Source organism: Dactylosporangium sp. NPDC006015, assembly GCF_040614215.1.
GTDB classification, from domain to species: domain Bacteria; phylum Actinomycetota; class Actinomycetes; order Mycobacteriales; family Micromonosporaceae; genus Dactylosporangium; species Dactylosporangium maewongense.
On sequence record NZ_JBEXUD010000016.1, the window covers coordinates 131,921 to 145,181 of the forward strand.

Below are 13,261 nucleotides of genomic sequence, written 5' to 3' on the forward strand. Positions count from 1 at the left end.
TCCCGCTATGTCCCTGACCCGCAGACACTTCGCCGCACTGCTCACCCTCACGCTCGTCGCCGGTTGCGGCGCCCCGGCGAAGAACACCCCGTCGGCCGCGTCCAGCGGCGACCTGCCGCTCAAGCCCGCGTCCCCCGTGACGCTCAACATCCTCGACGTCGCCGGCAACCTGCAGCTCACCCAGGGCATGATCGACGACTTCGTGTCCGCGCACGGCGACACGATCAGCAAGGTCACCTACTCCAAGGCGACCGCGCCCGAGCTCGCGCCGAAGGTCAAGGCGCAGCAGAACGCCGGACGGGTCGACATCGACCTCGTGCTCACCGGTGTCGACGGCCTCGCCGCCGGTGTGGACCAGGGCCTCTGGCAGCCGTTGCTTCCCACGTACGCCCAGCGCCTGTCCAACATGAACAGCTACCTGCCCGGCGCCGCCGCGATGCAGAAGCTCGCCGGGGACTTCGGCGTCACCGTCACCTACTACCCGTCGGGCCCGCTGATCGAGTACCTGCCGGACAAGGTGCCGAACCCGCCGAAGAGCGCCGACGAGCTCCTCGCGTACGCGAAGGCCAACCCGGGCGCCGTCCAGTACGCCCGGCCCGCGAACTCCGGGCCCGGCCGCACGTTCCTGATGGGCCTGCCGTACCTGCTCGGCGACAAGGACCCGAAGGACCCGGTCAACGGCTGGGAGAAGACCTGGGCATACCTCACCGAGCTCAACAAGTACGTCGAGCTGTACCCGAGCTCGACCAGCGAGACGATGAAGTCCCTCGCGAACGGTTCCGCGAAGATCATCGCGACCACGACCGGCTGGGACATCAACCCGCGCGTCCTCGGCCAGGTGCCGAAGGAGGCGAAGATCGGCTCGCTCAACGGCTTCCACTGGGTCACCGACGCGCACTACGCCGTCGTGCCGAAGGGCGTCTCCGCCGACAAGCAGGCCGCGATCCTGTTGCTGTTGCAGGACATGCTCAGCCCGAAGCAGCAGGCGAAGGCCTACGACAAGGGCTACTTCTACCCCGGCCCGGCGGTCAAGGACGTGCCGCTGTCGATGGCACCCGCCGACAGCCAGAAGGCGATCACCGACTTCGGCCGCCCCGAGTACGACCAGCTCATCTCCGGCAACCCCCTGGAGGTCCCGCTCGACGCGAAGGCGCTCGTCGCCGCGTTCGACAAGTGGGACCGTGAGGTGGGCGGCGCGAAGGTGAAGAAGTGACCTTCAACCAGCTGCGGCTCGACGGCGTGACCCGGCGCTTCGGCGGCCAGGACGCGCTCGTCGACCTCAACCTGACGATCGAGCGGGGCGAGTTCATCGCCCTGCTCGGCCCGTCCGGCTGCGGCAAGTCGACCGCCCTCAACTGCCTCGCCGGCCTGCTGCCGCTCACCGCGGGCAGCATCTGGCAGGACGACACCCGCCTCGACACGCTGCTGCCGGAGAAGCGCGGCTTCGGCATGGTCTTCCAGAACTACGCCCTGTTCCCGCACCTGACGGTCGCGAAGAACATCGCGTTCGGGCTCCAGATGCGCCGCCTGCCCAGCGCCGAGATCCGCCGTCGCACCGACGAGGCGATCGCCCTGGTCCACCTGGAGCAGCAGGCGCGGAAGCTGCCCGGGCAGCTGTCCGGTGGGCAGCAGCAGCGGGTCGCGATCGCCCGCGCGGTCGTGCTGGAGCCGTCGCTGGTCCTGATGGACGAGCCACTGTCCAATCTGGACGCGAAGTTGCGGCTGGAGATGCGCACCGAGATCCGCCGGCTGCACCAGGCGCTCGGCCTCACCACCGTCTACGTGACGCACGACCAGGAGGAGGCGCTGTCGATGGCCGACCGCCTGGTCGTGCTCCGCAACGGGCGGGTCCAGCAGGTCGGCACCCCGGAGCAGATGCACACCCAGCCCGCGAACCGGCACGTCGCCGACTTCATGGGCTTCCGCAACCTGCTGCCGATGAAGGTCGTCCACACCGGACCGTCCACAGTGGTGGAGGGCGGCGGGTTGACGTTGCACGGCACCGCCGTCGGCGACCTGGCCATCGGGGATGCCGTTGTCGCCGGTGTACGACCGGAGTCCCTGCGGATCGCCGGCGACGGGTTCCCCGCCACCGTCGAGGTGGTGGAGTACCAGGGCCGCGAGGTGGCCGTCGAGGTCGTGACGGAAGCGGGGCAGCGCCTGCACCTGCGCACCGGGACCCGGCCCGCGCCGGGCGACGACGTCCGCCTCGCGGTGGACCCGTCGGCGCTGCTCGTGTTCCCCGCCGGAGGGGAGAGCTGATGGCCAAGGTGGCGCTGCGGCACCGGCTCGCCGAGCGCGGCGTCGACCGGCAGCTGCTCCTGCTCGGCCCCGCGCTGCTGTTCGTCGTGACGCTGTTCGTCTACCCGTTCTTCTACGGCATCGGGCTGTCGTTCCAACCCGAAGAGGGTGGGCCGTTCGCGGCCTACACGTCGTTCTTCAGCGACGCGTACGAGCGCGGCACCCTCACCACCACGCTGTGGCTGTCGCTGCCGGTGGCGCTGCTCAACGTCGGCGCGTCGGTGCCGATCGCCTACCGGATGCGGGGCAGGTTCCGCGGCAAGCGGCTGCTCACCACGCTCCTCGTCGTGCCGATCACCCTCGGCACGGTCCTCACCGCGCAGGGGCTGCTCAACTTCCTCGGCCCCACCGGCTGGTTCAACCGCACCCTGATGGCGGCCGGGATCATCGACGACCCGGTCCGGCTCACCCACAACTACTGGGGCGTGTTCTTCTCCCTCGTCATCACCGGCTTCCCGTTCGCGTTCCTGCTGGTGCTGTCGTACCTGTCGGGCATCGACCCGACCCTGGAGAAGGCCGCCGCGACCCTCGGCGCCGGCTGGGCGCAGCGCTTCCGGCGGATCACCCTGCCGCTGCTCGCGCCGGGCCTGGCCACGACGTTCTGCCTGACGTTCGTGCTGGCGTTCAGCGTGTTCCCGTCCGCGGTTCTCGTCGGCGACCCCGCCGGCGACACCCGCGTCATCTCCATCGCCGCCTGGCACGCCGGCTACGAACAGTACGACTACCCGAAGGCGTCCGCGATCGCGGTCGTCATGGGCCTCGTCGAGCTCGCCGTCATCGCCGCCGTCCTCGGCTGGCGGTCGCTGCTGTACACCGGATCCACCGGAGGCAAAGGATGAGACTCACCGCGCGTCCTGCCGCCTGGCTCGTCTGGGGTGTCGTCGCGTTCTTCTTCGTCAACCTGTTCGGCCTCGTCGGCTCCGTCGTCGTCAGCTCGTTCGGGACCCAATGGTTCGACACGTGGCTGCCTTCCGGCTTCACCGGCCAGTGGTACGGCGAGGCGTGGCGCGACTTCGGGCTGCTGCCCGTCCTCGTCACCACCCTGGAGGTGTCCGCGCTCGTCGTCGGCATCTCCGTGCTCGTCGGCGTGCCCGCCTCCTACGTGCTGGCCCGCCGCGCGTTCCCCGGCCGGCGCGTCCTGTACCTGCTGTTCCTGCTGCCGATCCTGATGCCGCCGATCACGTACGGCATCCCCCTGGCGACCGTGCTCTACAAGTACGGGTTCGCCGGGCACATGACCGGGGTGGTGCTGGCGAACCTGGTGCCGTCGGTGCCGTTCGTCATCCTCACCATGACCCCGTTCATCGAGCAGATCGACCCCACCATCGAACGCGCCGCCCGCATGTGCGGCGCCGGCACCCGCCAGATCTTCACCCGCATCCTCGCCCCGCTGCTCGTCCCCGGCATCCTCGCCGCGTCGATCCTCGTCCTCGTCCGCACCGTCGGCATGTTCGAGCTGACGTTCCTGACCGCCGGGCCCGACTCGACCACGCTCGTCGTCGCGCTCTACAACTCGATGTCCGCCGCCGGCATCCGCGCGCAGCAGTCCGTGGACGCGATGGCCGTCATCTACACCGGCACGATGCTCGTGCTGCTCGTCCTGGCGCTGCGCCTGGTGAACCCGACCCAGCTCGTCGCCCGGGTCAAGGAGGAGGACGTCACATGAGGATCAGCGAGGCCCGGGTCATCGTCACCTGCCCCGACCGCAACTTCGTCACGCTGAAGATCGTCACCGACGAGGGCGTCACCGGCGTCGGCGACGCCACCCTCAACGGCCGCGAGCTCGCCGTCGCCAGCTACCTCACCGACCACGTGGTGCCGCAGCTCATCGGCCGCGACCCGACCCGTATCGAGGACACCTGGCAGTACCTGTACAAGGGCGCGTACTGGCGGCGCGGGCCCGTCACGATGAGCGCGATCGCCGCCGTCGACACCGCCCTGTGGGACATCCTCGGCAAGATCGCGGGGCTGCCGGTGTACAGGCTGATCGGCGGCCGCTCCCGCGAGGGCGTCACCGTCTACGGCCACGCCAACGGATCCACGGTGGACGACGTGCTGGTGGAGGTCGCCAGGTACGTCGACCTCGGCTACAAGGCCATCCGGGTGCAGACCGGCGTCCCCGGGCTCGCCAGCACCTACGGCGTCTCCGGCGACAAGATGTACTACGAGCCCGCCGACGCCACCCTGCCGACCGAGAACGTGTGGTCCACGGCGAAGTACCTGAAGCACACGCCGACGGTGTTCGCCCGCGTCCGCGACGAGTTCGGCCCCGACGTCAGGCTGCTGCACGACGTGCACCACCGGCTCACCCCGATCGAGGCCGCCCGGCTCGGCAAGAGTTTGGAACCGTTCGACCTGACCTGGATCGAGGACCCCGTCCCCGCCGAGCTGCAGGACGGGTTCCGGCTCATCCGTCAGCACACCACCACCCCGATCGCCGTCGGCGAGGTGTTCAACACCGTCTGGGACTGCGAGCAGCTCATCCGCGAGCAGCTCATCGACTACATCCGCGCGACCGTCGTGCACGCCGGCGGGATCACCCACCTGCGGCGCATCTTCGACCTGGCGGCGCTGCACCACGTGCGGTCCGGCTCGCACGGCGCCACCGACCTGTCCCCGGTCTGCATGGCGGCCGCCCTGCACGTCGACGTCGCCATCCCGAACTTCGGGCTGCAGGAGTACATGCGGCACACGACCGCGACGGACGAGGTGTTCCCGCACGGGTACCACTTCGACGGCGGCTACCTGCACCCGTCCGAGGAGCCGGGGCTGGGCGTCGACATCGACGAGGAGCTCGCCGCGCGGTACCCGTACAAGCCGGCGTCGCTGCCGGTGAACCGGCTCGAAGACGGGACGATGCACAGTTGGTGACCCGCCTGTCGATGTCCGCCCTGCGGTCGCTGCCCGCGTTGCCGTACGACCCGGCGGACGTGCGGGTCGGCATCGTGCACCTCGGCGTCGGCGCGTTCCACCGGGCGCACCAGGCCGTCTACACCGACGCCACCCTGGCCGCCGACCCGACCTGGGGGATCGCCGGCTTCACCCAGCGGTCCACGACCGTCCGGGACCAGCTCGCGCCGCAGGACTGCCTGTACACCGTCCTCGAACGGGGCGTCGGCGCCGGACCTCCGCGGATCATCGGCGCCCTGCGCGAGATCGGCCTGGCGTTCGAACTGGTGAACAGGGTCGCCGACCCGGCCGTGCGCCTGGTGACCCTCACCGTGACCGAGAAGGGCTACCGGCCCGGCAACGCGGTCGAGCGGCTCGTCGCCGGCCTGGAGCTGCGCCGCCGCGCCGACGCCGGGCCGCTCAGCGTGCTGCCGTGCGACAACCTGCCCGCCAACGGCGCCACCCTGCGCCGGATCGTCCTCGCCCACGCCGCCACCCTGCCGACCGGTGACCGGCTGGTCGAGTGGATCGGCTCCTCGGTCGCGTTCCCGTCGTGCATGGTGGACCGGATCGTCCCCGCGACCTCCGCCGCCGATCTCGCCGATGTACAGCGGATCCTCGGCGTCCGCGACGAAGGCACGGTCGTCGCGGAACCCTTCAGCCAGTGGGTCATCGAGGACACGTTCGCCGCCGGGCGGCCCGCGTGGGACGCCACGTTCACCACGGACGTCGCGCCGTACGAGGCGGCGAAGCTACGGCTGCTCAACGCGACCCACTCGCTGCTCGCGTACACCGGCGCCCTCGCCGGCCACGAGACGATCGCGTCGGCGCTGACCGACCCCGTCCTCGCCGACGCCGCGTGGCGGCTCATGACCGAGGACGCCGCGCCGACCCTGACCCTGCCGGGCGGCTTCGACCTGCGCGGCTACCAGGAGTCGATCCTGCGCCGGTTCGCCGACCCGGCACTCGGCCACCGGACCGCCCAGGTCGCCACCGACGGCTCGCTGAAGCTGCCGATCCGGCTGCTCGGCACCGCCCGCGACCGTCTCAGTTCGGGACACACTCCACAGTGGACCGCGCTCGCCGTCGCGGCGTGGATGGTGTACGTCGCCACCCGCCAACCCGTCGAGGACCCGCAGGCGGCGGCGCTGGCGGCCGCGGCGGCCGGCCGCTCCACCCCCGCCTCGCTCGTCGACGCACTCCAGCCGTTCCTCGGGGAACCGCTCGGCACCACCTGGCGCGACCTGCTCGTCGAACAGGTCGCGCGCCTGCGTCTCAACTGAACACGGCACCTCACCGCTGCCCCGCCCGGGGCGGCGCGTACCGCCATACGTCCCGTTCGGGAGTGAACAATGCCCAGGATCGTCACGTGGCTCGCCACGGCCGTCATGGTCGTGGCCGCCAACGTGATCGCGGCGCCCCACGCGTCCGCGGCCACGTACACCCCGCCCGCGCTCCGGCAGCGGGTCGACCTCAACTCCGGCTGGCGCTTCACCAAGGGCGACGTCGCCGGCGCCGAGGCCACCGCATTCAACGACAGCGGCTGGCAGCAGCTCAGCGTCCCGCACACCTGGAACGCTCTTGACGGAGCGGACGGGGGCAACAACTACTACCGTGGTGTCGGCTGGTACCGGCGGCACTACACCGTCCCGGCGTCCTTCGCCGGCAAGATGCTGTTCCTGCAGTTCGCCGGCGCGAACCAGGTCGCCGACGTGTGGGTCAACGGCACCTACCTCGGCAAGCACTCCGGCGGCTACTCCCGCTTCCGCTTCGGCGCCACGTCGGCGTTCAAGGTGGGGCAGGACAACGTCATCGCGGTCAAGGTGAACAACGCCAACAACGCCGACATCCCGCCGCTGTCCGCGGACTTCACGTTCTACGGCGGCATCTACCGCAACGTCAGCCTGCAGGTCGTCGACCCCCTGGCCGTGCGGATGCTCGACTCCGCCGGCCCCGGCGTGTACCTGCGGCAGCGGTCCGTCACCGCGGCGTCGGCGACCGTCGACGTGACCACGAAACTGTTCAACAACTCCACGTCGAGCCGCTCCGTCGTCGTCCGCACGGTCGTCACCGACGCGGCGGGCAACATCGTCGCGGACCAGTCGCTGCCCGCCCGTACCGTGGCCGCGAACGCCGGCGTGGACGTCGTGCAGACCGTCACCATCGCCGACCCGCACCGGTGGGACGGGCTCGCCGACCCGTACATGTACAAGGCGAACGTCGAGATCCGCTCCGACGGTCAGGTCACCGACGTGGTCACCGAGCCCCTCGGCCTGCGCACCTTCGGCGTCGACCCCAACACCGGCTTCACCCTCAACGGTCACCCGTACGACCTGCACGGCGTGAACCTGCACCAGGACCGCGCCGGGGTCGGCTGGGCCGTCGACGACACCCAGCACACCCAGGACTTCGACCTGATCCGCGAGATCGGCGCGACCACCATCCGGATGGCGCATTACCAGCACGACCAGAAGGACTACAACCTCGCCGACGAACGCGGCCTCGTCGTCTGGGCGGAGATCCCGCTCGTCAACGACACCACCAACTCCGCCGGCTACACGGCGAACGCCCGCCAGCAGATGATCGAGCTGATCCGGCAGAACTACAACCACCCGTCGATCGTCTTCTGGGGCATCGGCAACGAGCAGCGGGTCGACAACGCCGCCACCAACGCCCTGCTGGACAGCCTCGCCGGCCTCGTGAACACCGAGGACCCCGACCGGGTCTCCGTCTACGCCAGTTGCTGCGTCAGCGACACCGGCGCCGTCAACAACCACGCCGAGGCCAGCGGCTACAACAAGTACTTCGGCTGGTACAACGGCGGCTACAACGACCTCGGCGGGAACCTGGACGGCCTGCACGCCGCGAACCCGTCCCGCCGCATCGCCCTGTCCGAGTACGGTGCGGGCGCCAACACCACCCAGCACGCCCTCAACCCCGCCGCGCCCAGCCCCGGCGGCCAGTCCCACCCCGAGGAGTACCAGGCGCTGCTGCACGAGGCGTCCTGGAAGCAGCTCGACGCCCGCCCGTACGTGTGGGGCACGTACGTGTGGAACATGTTCGACTTCGCCGCCGACGCGCGCAACGAGGGCGGCCAGCCCGGCATCAACGACAAGGGTCTCGTCACCCGCGACCGGGTCACCCGCAAGGACGCCTTCTACTTCTACAAGGCGAACTGGTCGGCGGCGCCCACCCTGTACATCACCAGCCGCCGCTGGACCCAGCGCACCACCGCCGCGACCGAGCTGAAGGTGTACTCGAACGCGGCATTCGTCACCGCCACCCTCAACGGCGTCTCGCTCGGCTCCCGCACCAGCGCCGATCACATCTTCAAGTGGACCGGCGTGACCCTGCGCGCCGGCGCCAACACCGTCCAGGTCACCGCCACCGTCAACGGCACCCCCGTCACCGACACCGTGACCTGGAACTTGAACTGAGTGCCACGGGCGGTCCTTCCGATGTCGAGAACGTGTTGCCGGCTCCGTCCATGGGGTAGGAACAACCGGTACCGTCCGCATCAGAAAGGACCGCCCGACATGGCTGTCGCCGAAGACCTCGACCGCGCCACCGACTCGAAGTGGGACTGGGTCGCCGAGCACACCCGCAAGTACCTGGCCTCCGGCGGCACCGAAGGGCACGAGTCGAACGGCGTGCTCACCCTCGTGCTCGCCACGACCGGCCGCCGGACCGGCGAGCCGCGCCGCAACTGCCTGATCTACGGCACCACGGGGGACGACTTCGTCGTCGTCGCCTCCAAGGGCGGCGCCGACGACGACCCGGCGTGGTTCAAGAACCTGGAGGCGGACCCGAGCGTCGGGGTGCAGGTCGGCACCCGCCGGTTCACCGCCCGCGCCCGCGTCGCGTCCCCGGCCGAGCGCGCCCCGCTCTGGATCCAGATGGCGGGCATCTTCCCGCTGTACGACGAGTACGCCCAGAAGACCGACCGCGAGATCCCGATCGTCCTGCTCACCCCGGTCGCCTAGTCGAGCTGGCGCAGGATCGACGGGTCGGTGATCTTGTGGTCGTCGGCCAGCAGCATGGCCTTCGACAGCACGATCGACAGCATGGCGTCGCCCTCGAAGGGGATGAAGCGCACCCCCGGGGTCTTGCCCGCGCCGGCCGGCACGATGCACAGGTAGCGGTCGTTCGGGGACATGAGGATGTTGCCGCTGCCGATGTGGATGCGGTACGTGTGGCGGCGGCCGTCGACGACGAGGTAGTGGCCGTCGAGCCGGGCCCGGTCGCGGATCTTCAGCCGCGGCAGCAGGTGCTCCAGGACCTGCCGGCGGACCTGGCCGTTGGCCGTCAGCTCGCCGAACGCGAACGCCTGCCAGTAGCCGAACCGGGCGTCGTCGGTGCGGTGGTCGGCCCAGGTCGGGTCGGTGGCGATGGAGGTGACCCCGACGAACAGGTCGACGTCGCGCATCGCCTCGCTGAAGACCCTTCCCGGGACCTCCGCCAGCGGGACGTCCTGCCGCGCCCGGCCGCGCCCCCGCTCGAACCGGACCCGGTCGGTGGAGCAGAACTGCACGGGGTCGCCGCCGCCGTCGACGGCCTGCTCGTGGTGGAAGACGGCCGTCAGGCCGGCCGCGGCGAACTCCCGCTTCGCCTCGCCGTCGTAGCCGCCGTCCCAGCCGCCGAGGTAGTTGCTGCCCCACCGGCGCTCCTTCATGAGCGCGTAGGCCTGCTGGTACCGCAGGATGTGCGCCGCGAACCGGTTTGAGTGGAGGCGGGTCTCCTCCTCGGCGGGGGTCAGCAGGTACACCTCCCGGAATGCCTGCTTGAACGGCTGCGCCAGCTCGTGGTCGAGGATGTGCGCGCGCCAGGCGCGGACCTCCTCCGCATCGGCGTCCACCGGGTGCCACAGCCGCACCCGCGCCGCGTCGCCCGGCTTTTCCCCGCCGGGCAGGGTGAACCCGCCGTCCGCGTCCGGCAGGCCGGTGTACCGGTGGTCCCCGTCGCTGACCGTCCACAGCAGGCGGGTGGCGAGGCTGCCCGTGACCGGGTGCTCGGCGTACCGCTGCCGCCACACCGCAAAGGGCCAGTCGCGGTCCTCGACGAGCAGGTCCTCGAGGCGGGCACGCTCGTCGGCGAGGGCCTTCTTCAGGTCGGCGGTGGCGCGGCGCACCTCCGCATCGGTCCTGTCCGCGCCGTCGTCCCAGGTCACGCGGACCCGGGCCCGCTCGTCGACCTCGATGAGCGCGGCTCCGATGCGCCGCTGCCGCCGCCGGTCGAGGCCGCAGTCGGGGATCGTCAGCTCGGTGAGCTCCGAGCGGCTGATCCCGGCGGCGGCAGCGGCCTCGTCCAGCGCGGCCGCGATCTGCTTGAGCTTCCCGCGGTGCCGGGTGCCGCGCTGCATCCGCACGAGCGCGGCGATCGCGTCGGCGTCGCCGCGCCGGCCCAGCACCGCGTAGCAGGCGTTGAGCGGCTTTGGCTCGTGCAGCGTCGGCTCCAGCGCCAGCACGACGTGCACCAGCCACTCCTCGCCGGACACCTGCGCCGCCCACAGCAGCCCCCGCAGCAGGTCGGCGTTGTCCCGGCTGAGCCGCAGGTGGAACGTCGCGTAGTCCTGCTCGACCGGCTCGGGCCGGCAATTGTGGGCGAGATGCAGCAGGCGGTGCAGCAGTTCGAGCAGCCCGGCCCGGCCGTCCAGCAGCTCGGCGGCGCGCTGTACCCACGCCTTCGTCGGCCGCGGGCCGGACGTCAGGGTGAGCGCGTGGTCGAGCAGCGGGCCGAGGTCGTCGGTGCCGGCCGGCGCGGACCGCAGCAGCGCGACCGCGGCCCGGCTCCAGCCGTCGCCGAGTCGGATCCGCCCCGCCCAGTCGGGCACGCCGCTGCCGGTGGTGTCCGCGAGCAGCATCAGCCGCCGCACCAGCTCCGCCCGAGCCGCGGTGGGCGCGTCGATCGCCTGCGCCTCCCAGAAGCGCTCCACGAGCTGAGCCCGGCCCGCCGCATCCAGTCCTTCGGCGGCGCCCACGGCAACCCGGAGCACGGCCTCTGCCGACCTGCTGGACGCCTGCCGGGCGAGGTCGAACAGCAGCCCGACGTCGGTCACCGTCCACGCCGGCCGGCGGGCCTCCAGGTCGGGAAGGAGGCGGCCGGGCGCCCACGCTCCCCACCCGTAGTTGGCCGCCGCCCGCTCGACGAGCGCGACCGTGACGGACCGGACCTGCTCGTCGTCGAGGGACGGCAGCACGCGCCGCCGCACGTCCTCGACCGCGTCGGCGTTCAGCCCGGCGGGGTTGGGGAGCACCTGCGCGGCCCGGGCCTGGTGTCCGGCGAGGGCTTCGGCGGCGGTCATCCGCCGACCAGTTGCACGAGGCGGATGAACACCACGCGGGACGCCTCGTCGAGCGTCAGCTCCTCGTCGAGATCCTCCACCTGCCGGTCCCCGACGAGCACGAAGAACCCGTTCCGCTCGAAGGCGGCCTCCGCCGCGTCCGCCTGCCGCTCCCAGTCGATCCGCGCCGGCGTGGGCATCAGGTACCCGTTGAGATCCGCCTCGGCCGCCGTCGGCCGGACCAGCCCGTGGAACCGCTCGACCGGCCGCGCGTTGTACCGCGCGACCTCCTCCCGCACCCGCAGCCGGATCAGCTCCCGCAGCCGCACCGGCCCGGCAACGTCCAGCTCCAGCGCCCCGACGACCCGCCCGCCGGCCGTCTCGTCATGGATCATCACCCGCACGGCCGGAGCCTAGGCCACCCCGCCGACCCCTGTCACGACCCGCCCGCACCCCGATCCCGATCCCGATCAGGGTCCGGTAGGCCTCCCGGTCCTGGGGCAGCCCGACCCCGGCGAAGCGCGACGGCGTATCCGTCGCCCCGCCGCCCCAGACGGAGTCGTTGCCGACCAGCCGGCGCAGGAACTCCCGCTGGTTGCCGGTGAGCGGCCGCTCCTGCCACCCGGGCGGGAACGCCACCCGCAGCAGCAGCGGCCCCCACCCGTTGTGGCACGAGTCCGCGGCGAGCAGGGCCACGGACGCAAGCAGCGGCGACGAACCGGTACACGATCCCGAAGGAGGTCTACACCCGCCCCGCGACGTGACCAAGTTACGATGACGCATGCGGGCGATCGCCACGAACAAGCGAGTCAAGGTGCTGGTCCTCGGCATCTTCGCACTGCTGCTCGGCGGCGTCGGCACCGCGGGTGCGGCCATCACGACGGTGCCGGCCTGGCGGGCGGCACAGGGCGCCGGGGTGACGGGCACCTTCACCCTCACCGACCCCCGGCCCTGCGACCGCTGGGATCCACCACGGCAACGATGCGGATGGGTCGGCGACTTCGTCAGCGACGACGGCACCGTGGTGCGCCGGGACACGGGGTTGTCCGGAGGACTGCCGCCCGGCGCCAAGGTCGGGGACACGCTCCCCGCCCGCGACACCGGAAGCCCAACCGTGATCTATCCGCTGGCCGGCGCCCAGAGCTGGAAGGACGACGCCATGACCCTCGCCATTTCCGTGGCCATCTTCGTCCTCGGCCTCGTCCTCACCCGGCCCTGGTGCTGGTGCTGGTCCTGGTGGCGCCGCCTACGGCAGCTCAAGGCGCGAGGCCAGGAACCATCGGGGGCATCCGTCTGAGTGCGCTCGTCGCCGCGGACCGGGCACCGCGGCCGGCGCAGGGCTGGGACACACCGTCACGGCCGGCGACGACCAGCTCGCCGCCTGCCGGCACTGACTGATCAGCGGCGACGAACCAACCCGGCCCGGTCAAGGCGTCGTCAGGTCATCATCAGCAGCAGGGCGGCCACGGCCAGGGCGCCGAGGGCGAGCTCCGCCAGGGTCAGGATCAGCACCACGCGGCGCCTCGTCCACCAGGAGACGGAGAGCACGACCATCGGGGCGATGAGGACGTAGGAGAACGTCGTCCAGTGCGCGACGCGCAGCGCGCGGGACTGCTCGGGGGTCGGGTCGACGTTGGAGTCGGGACCGATCTGGCCGATGGCGTAGAGCCAGATCATCGGGCTCAGCAGCCACAGCAGCATGAGCGCGAGCAGCAGCATGGACAGGGGTGCCCGGCGCCAGGTGAATGGCGCCGGGGCGGGCCGGGCGGTCATGCCGGTCAAGGTAGCCGC

General features: G+C 71.3%; 13 protein-coding genes. 9 read left to right on the forward strand and 4 right to left on the reverse strand.

What is annotated here, in order from left to right; genetic code table 11:
• Window positions 1-7 precede the first annotated feature (7 nt).
• The 8 genes from ABZ321_RS27805 to ABZ321_RS27840 all read left to right on the forward strand — a co-directional run bounded on the left by ABZ321_RS27805 (window position 8) and on the right by ABZ321_RS27840 (window position 9,173).
• A complete protein-coding gene (locus tag ABZ321_RS27805; protein WP_344499330.1) occupies window positions 8-1,213 on the forward strand; it encodes an extracellular solute-binding protein in 1,206 nt (401 codons plus the stop codon).
• Complete coding sequence (locus ABZ321_RS27810; protein ID WP_354896417.1) at window positions 1,210-2,262, forward strand: ABC transporter ATP-binding protein; 1,053 nt, start codon at window positions 1,210-1,212, stop codon at window positions 2,260-2,262. Before ABZ321_RS27805 ends, ABZ321_RS27810 begins: the two co-directional genes overlap by 4 nt.
• Window positions 2,262-3,140: an ABC transporter permease subunit gene (locus tag ABZ321_RS27815; RefSeq protein ID WP_344499326.1), complete on the forward strand. Its 879-nt coding sequence runs from the start codon at window positions 2,262-2,264 to the stop codon at window positions 3,138-3,140. The genes ABZ321_RS27810 and ABZ321_RS27815 overlap by 1 nt, the downstream gene beginning before the upstream one ends.
• A complete protein-coding gene (locus tag ABZ321_RS27820) occupies window positions 3,137-3,967 on the forward strand; it encodes an ABC transporter permease subunit (protein WP_354896420.1) in 831 nt (276 codons plus the stop codon). The genes ABZ321_RS27815 and ABZ321_RS27820 overlap by 4 nt, the downstream gene beginning before the upstream one ends.
• Window positions 3,964-5,172 carry a D-mannonate dehydratase ManD gene (gene manD, locus ABZ321_RS27825; RefSeq protein ID WP_354896423.1) on the forward strand — a complete coding sequence of 403 codons (1,209 nt, stop codon included), beginning with the start codon at window positions 3,964-3,966 and terminating at the stop codon, window positions 5,170-5,172. Before ABZ321_RS27820 ends, manD begins: the two co-directional genes overlap by 4 nt.
• On the forward strand, window positions 5,169-6,473 hold the full coding sequence (locus tag ABZ321_RS27830) for a mannitol dehydrogenase family protein (protein ID WP_354896605.1): 1,305 nt from the start codon (window positions 5,169-5,171) through the stop codon (window positions 6,471-6,473). The genes manD and ABZ321_RS27830 overlap by 4 nt, the downstream gene beginning before the upstream one ends.
• Window positions 6,474-6,542: 69 nt before the next feature.
• On the forward strand, window positions 6,543-8,627 hold the full coding sequence (locus ABZ321_RS27835) for a glycoside hydrolase family 2 TIM barrel-domain containing protein (RefSeq protein WP_354896426.1): 2,085 nt from the start codon (window positions 6,543-6,545) through the stop codon (window positions 8,625-8,627).
• Window positions 8,628-8,726: 99 nt separating this feature from the next.
• Window positions 8,727-9,173 (forward strand): nitroreductase family deazaflavin-dependent oxidoreductase, encoded by a 447-nt coding sequence (locus ABZ321_RS27840; RefSeq protein WP_344499318.1) that lies wholly within the window; start codon window positions 8,727-8,729, stop codon window positions 9,171-9,173.
• On the opposite strand, the gene ABZ321_RS27845 is transcribed toward ABZ321_RS27840, so the two are convergent.
• From ABZ321_RS27845 to ABZ321_RS27855, 3 genes are read right to left on the reverse strand one after another with little or no spacing between them, the layout of a single operon-like run.
• Window positions 9,170-11,491 carry a DUF4132 domain-containing protein gene (locus ABZ321_RS27845; RefSeq protein WP_354896429.1) on the reverse strand — a complete coding sequence of 774 codons (2,322 nt, stop codon included), beginning with the start codon at window positions 11,489-11,491 and terminating at the stop codon, window positions 9,170-9,172. The two genes, ABZ321_RS27840 and ABZ321_RS27845, sit on opposite strands and share 4 nt — an antisense overlap.
• Window positions 11,488-11,865, reverse strand: a complete 378-nt coding sequence (locus ABZ321_RS27850; protein ID WP_344500699.1) for a hypothetical protein — start codon at window positions 11,863-11,865, stop codon at window positions 11,488-11,490. Before ABZ321_RS27850 ends, ABZ321_RS27845 begins: the two co-directional genes overlap by 4 nt.
• Window positions 11,855-12,166 (reverse strand): hypothetical protein, encoded by a 312-nt coding sequence (locus ABZ321_RS27855; RefSeq protein ID WP_354896432.1) that lies wholly within the window; start codon window positions 12,164-12,166, stop codon window positions 11,855-11,857. Before ABZ321_RS27855 ends, ABZ321_RS27850 begins: the two co-directional genes overlap by 11 nt.
• Window positions 12,167-12,251: 85 nt before the next feature.
• On the opposite strand from ABZ321_RS27855, the gene ABZ321_RS27860 reads away from it, so the two are divergent.
• Window positions 12,252-12,767: a hypothetical protein gene (locus ABZ321_RS27860; RefSeq protein WP_354896435.1), complete on the forward strand. Its 516-nt coding sequence runs from the start codon at window positions 12,252-12,254 to the stop codon at window positions 12,765-12,767.
• A gap of 140 nt (window positions 12,768-12,907) precedes the next feature.
• Here the strand turns inward: ABZ321_RS27860 and ABZ321_RS27865 are convergent, their stop codons facing one another.
• Complete coding sequence (locus ABZ321_RS27865) at window positions 12,908-13,243, reverse strand: hypothetical protein (protein ID WP_354896438.1); 336 nt, start codon at window positions 13,241-13,243, stop codon at window positions 12,908-12,910.
• Window positions 13,244-13,261 lie beyond the last annotated feature (18 nt).

Excerpts from the sequence above, each read along its gene's own strand:
- ABZ321_RS27805 (WP_344499330.1), top strand. The coding sequence starts at position 8 with ATGTCCCTGACCCGCAGACACTTCGCCGCACTGCTCACCCTCACGCTC.
- ABZ321_RS27815 (WP_344499326.1), top strand. The coding sequence starts at position 2,262 with ATGGCCAAGGTGGCGCTGCGGCACCGGCTCGCCGAGCGCGGCGTCGAC.
- ABZ321_RS27820 (WP_354896420.1), top strand. The coding sequence starts at position 3,137 with ATGAGACTCACCGCGCGTCCTGCCGCCTGGCTCGTCTGGGGTGTCGTC.
- manD (WP_354896423.1), top strand. The coding sequence starts at position 3,964 with ATGAGGATCAGCGAGGCCCGGGTCATCGTCACCTGCCCCGACCGCAAC.
- ABZ321_RS27835 (WP_354896426.1), top strand. The coding sequence starts at position 6,543 with ATGCCCAGGATCGTCACGTGGCTCGCCACGGCCGTCATGGTCGTGGCC.
- ABZ321_RS27840 (WP_344499318.1), top strand. The coding sequence starts at position 8,727 with ATGGCTGTCGCCGAAGACCTCGACCGCGCCACCGACTCGAAGTGGGAC.
- ABZ321_RS27845 (WP_354896429.1), bottom strand. The coding sequence starts at position 11,491 with ATGACCGCCGCCGAAGCCCTCGCCGGACACCAGGCCCGGGCCGCGCAG.
- ABZ321_RS27850 (WP_344500699.1), bottom strand. The coding sequence starts at position 11,865 with ATGATCCATGACGAGACGGCCGGCGGGCGGGTCGTCGGGGCGCTGGAG.
- ABZ321_RS27860 (WP_354896435.1), top strand. The coding sequence starts at position 12,252 with ATGCGGGCGATCGCCACGAACAAGCGAGTCAAGGTGCTGGTCCTCGGC.
- ABZ321_RS27865 (WP_354896438.1), bottom strand. The coding sequence starts at position 13,243 with ATGACCGCCCGGCCCGCCCCGGCGCCATTCACCTGGCGCCGGGCACCC.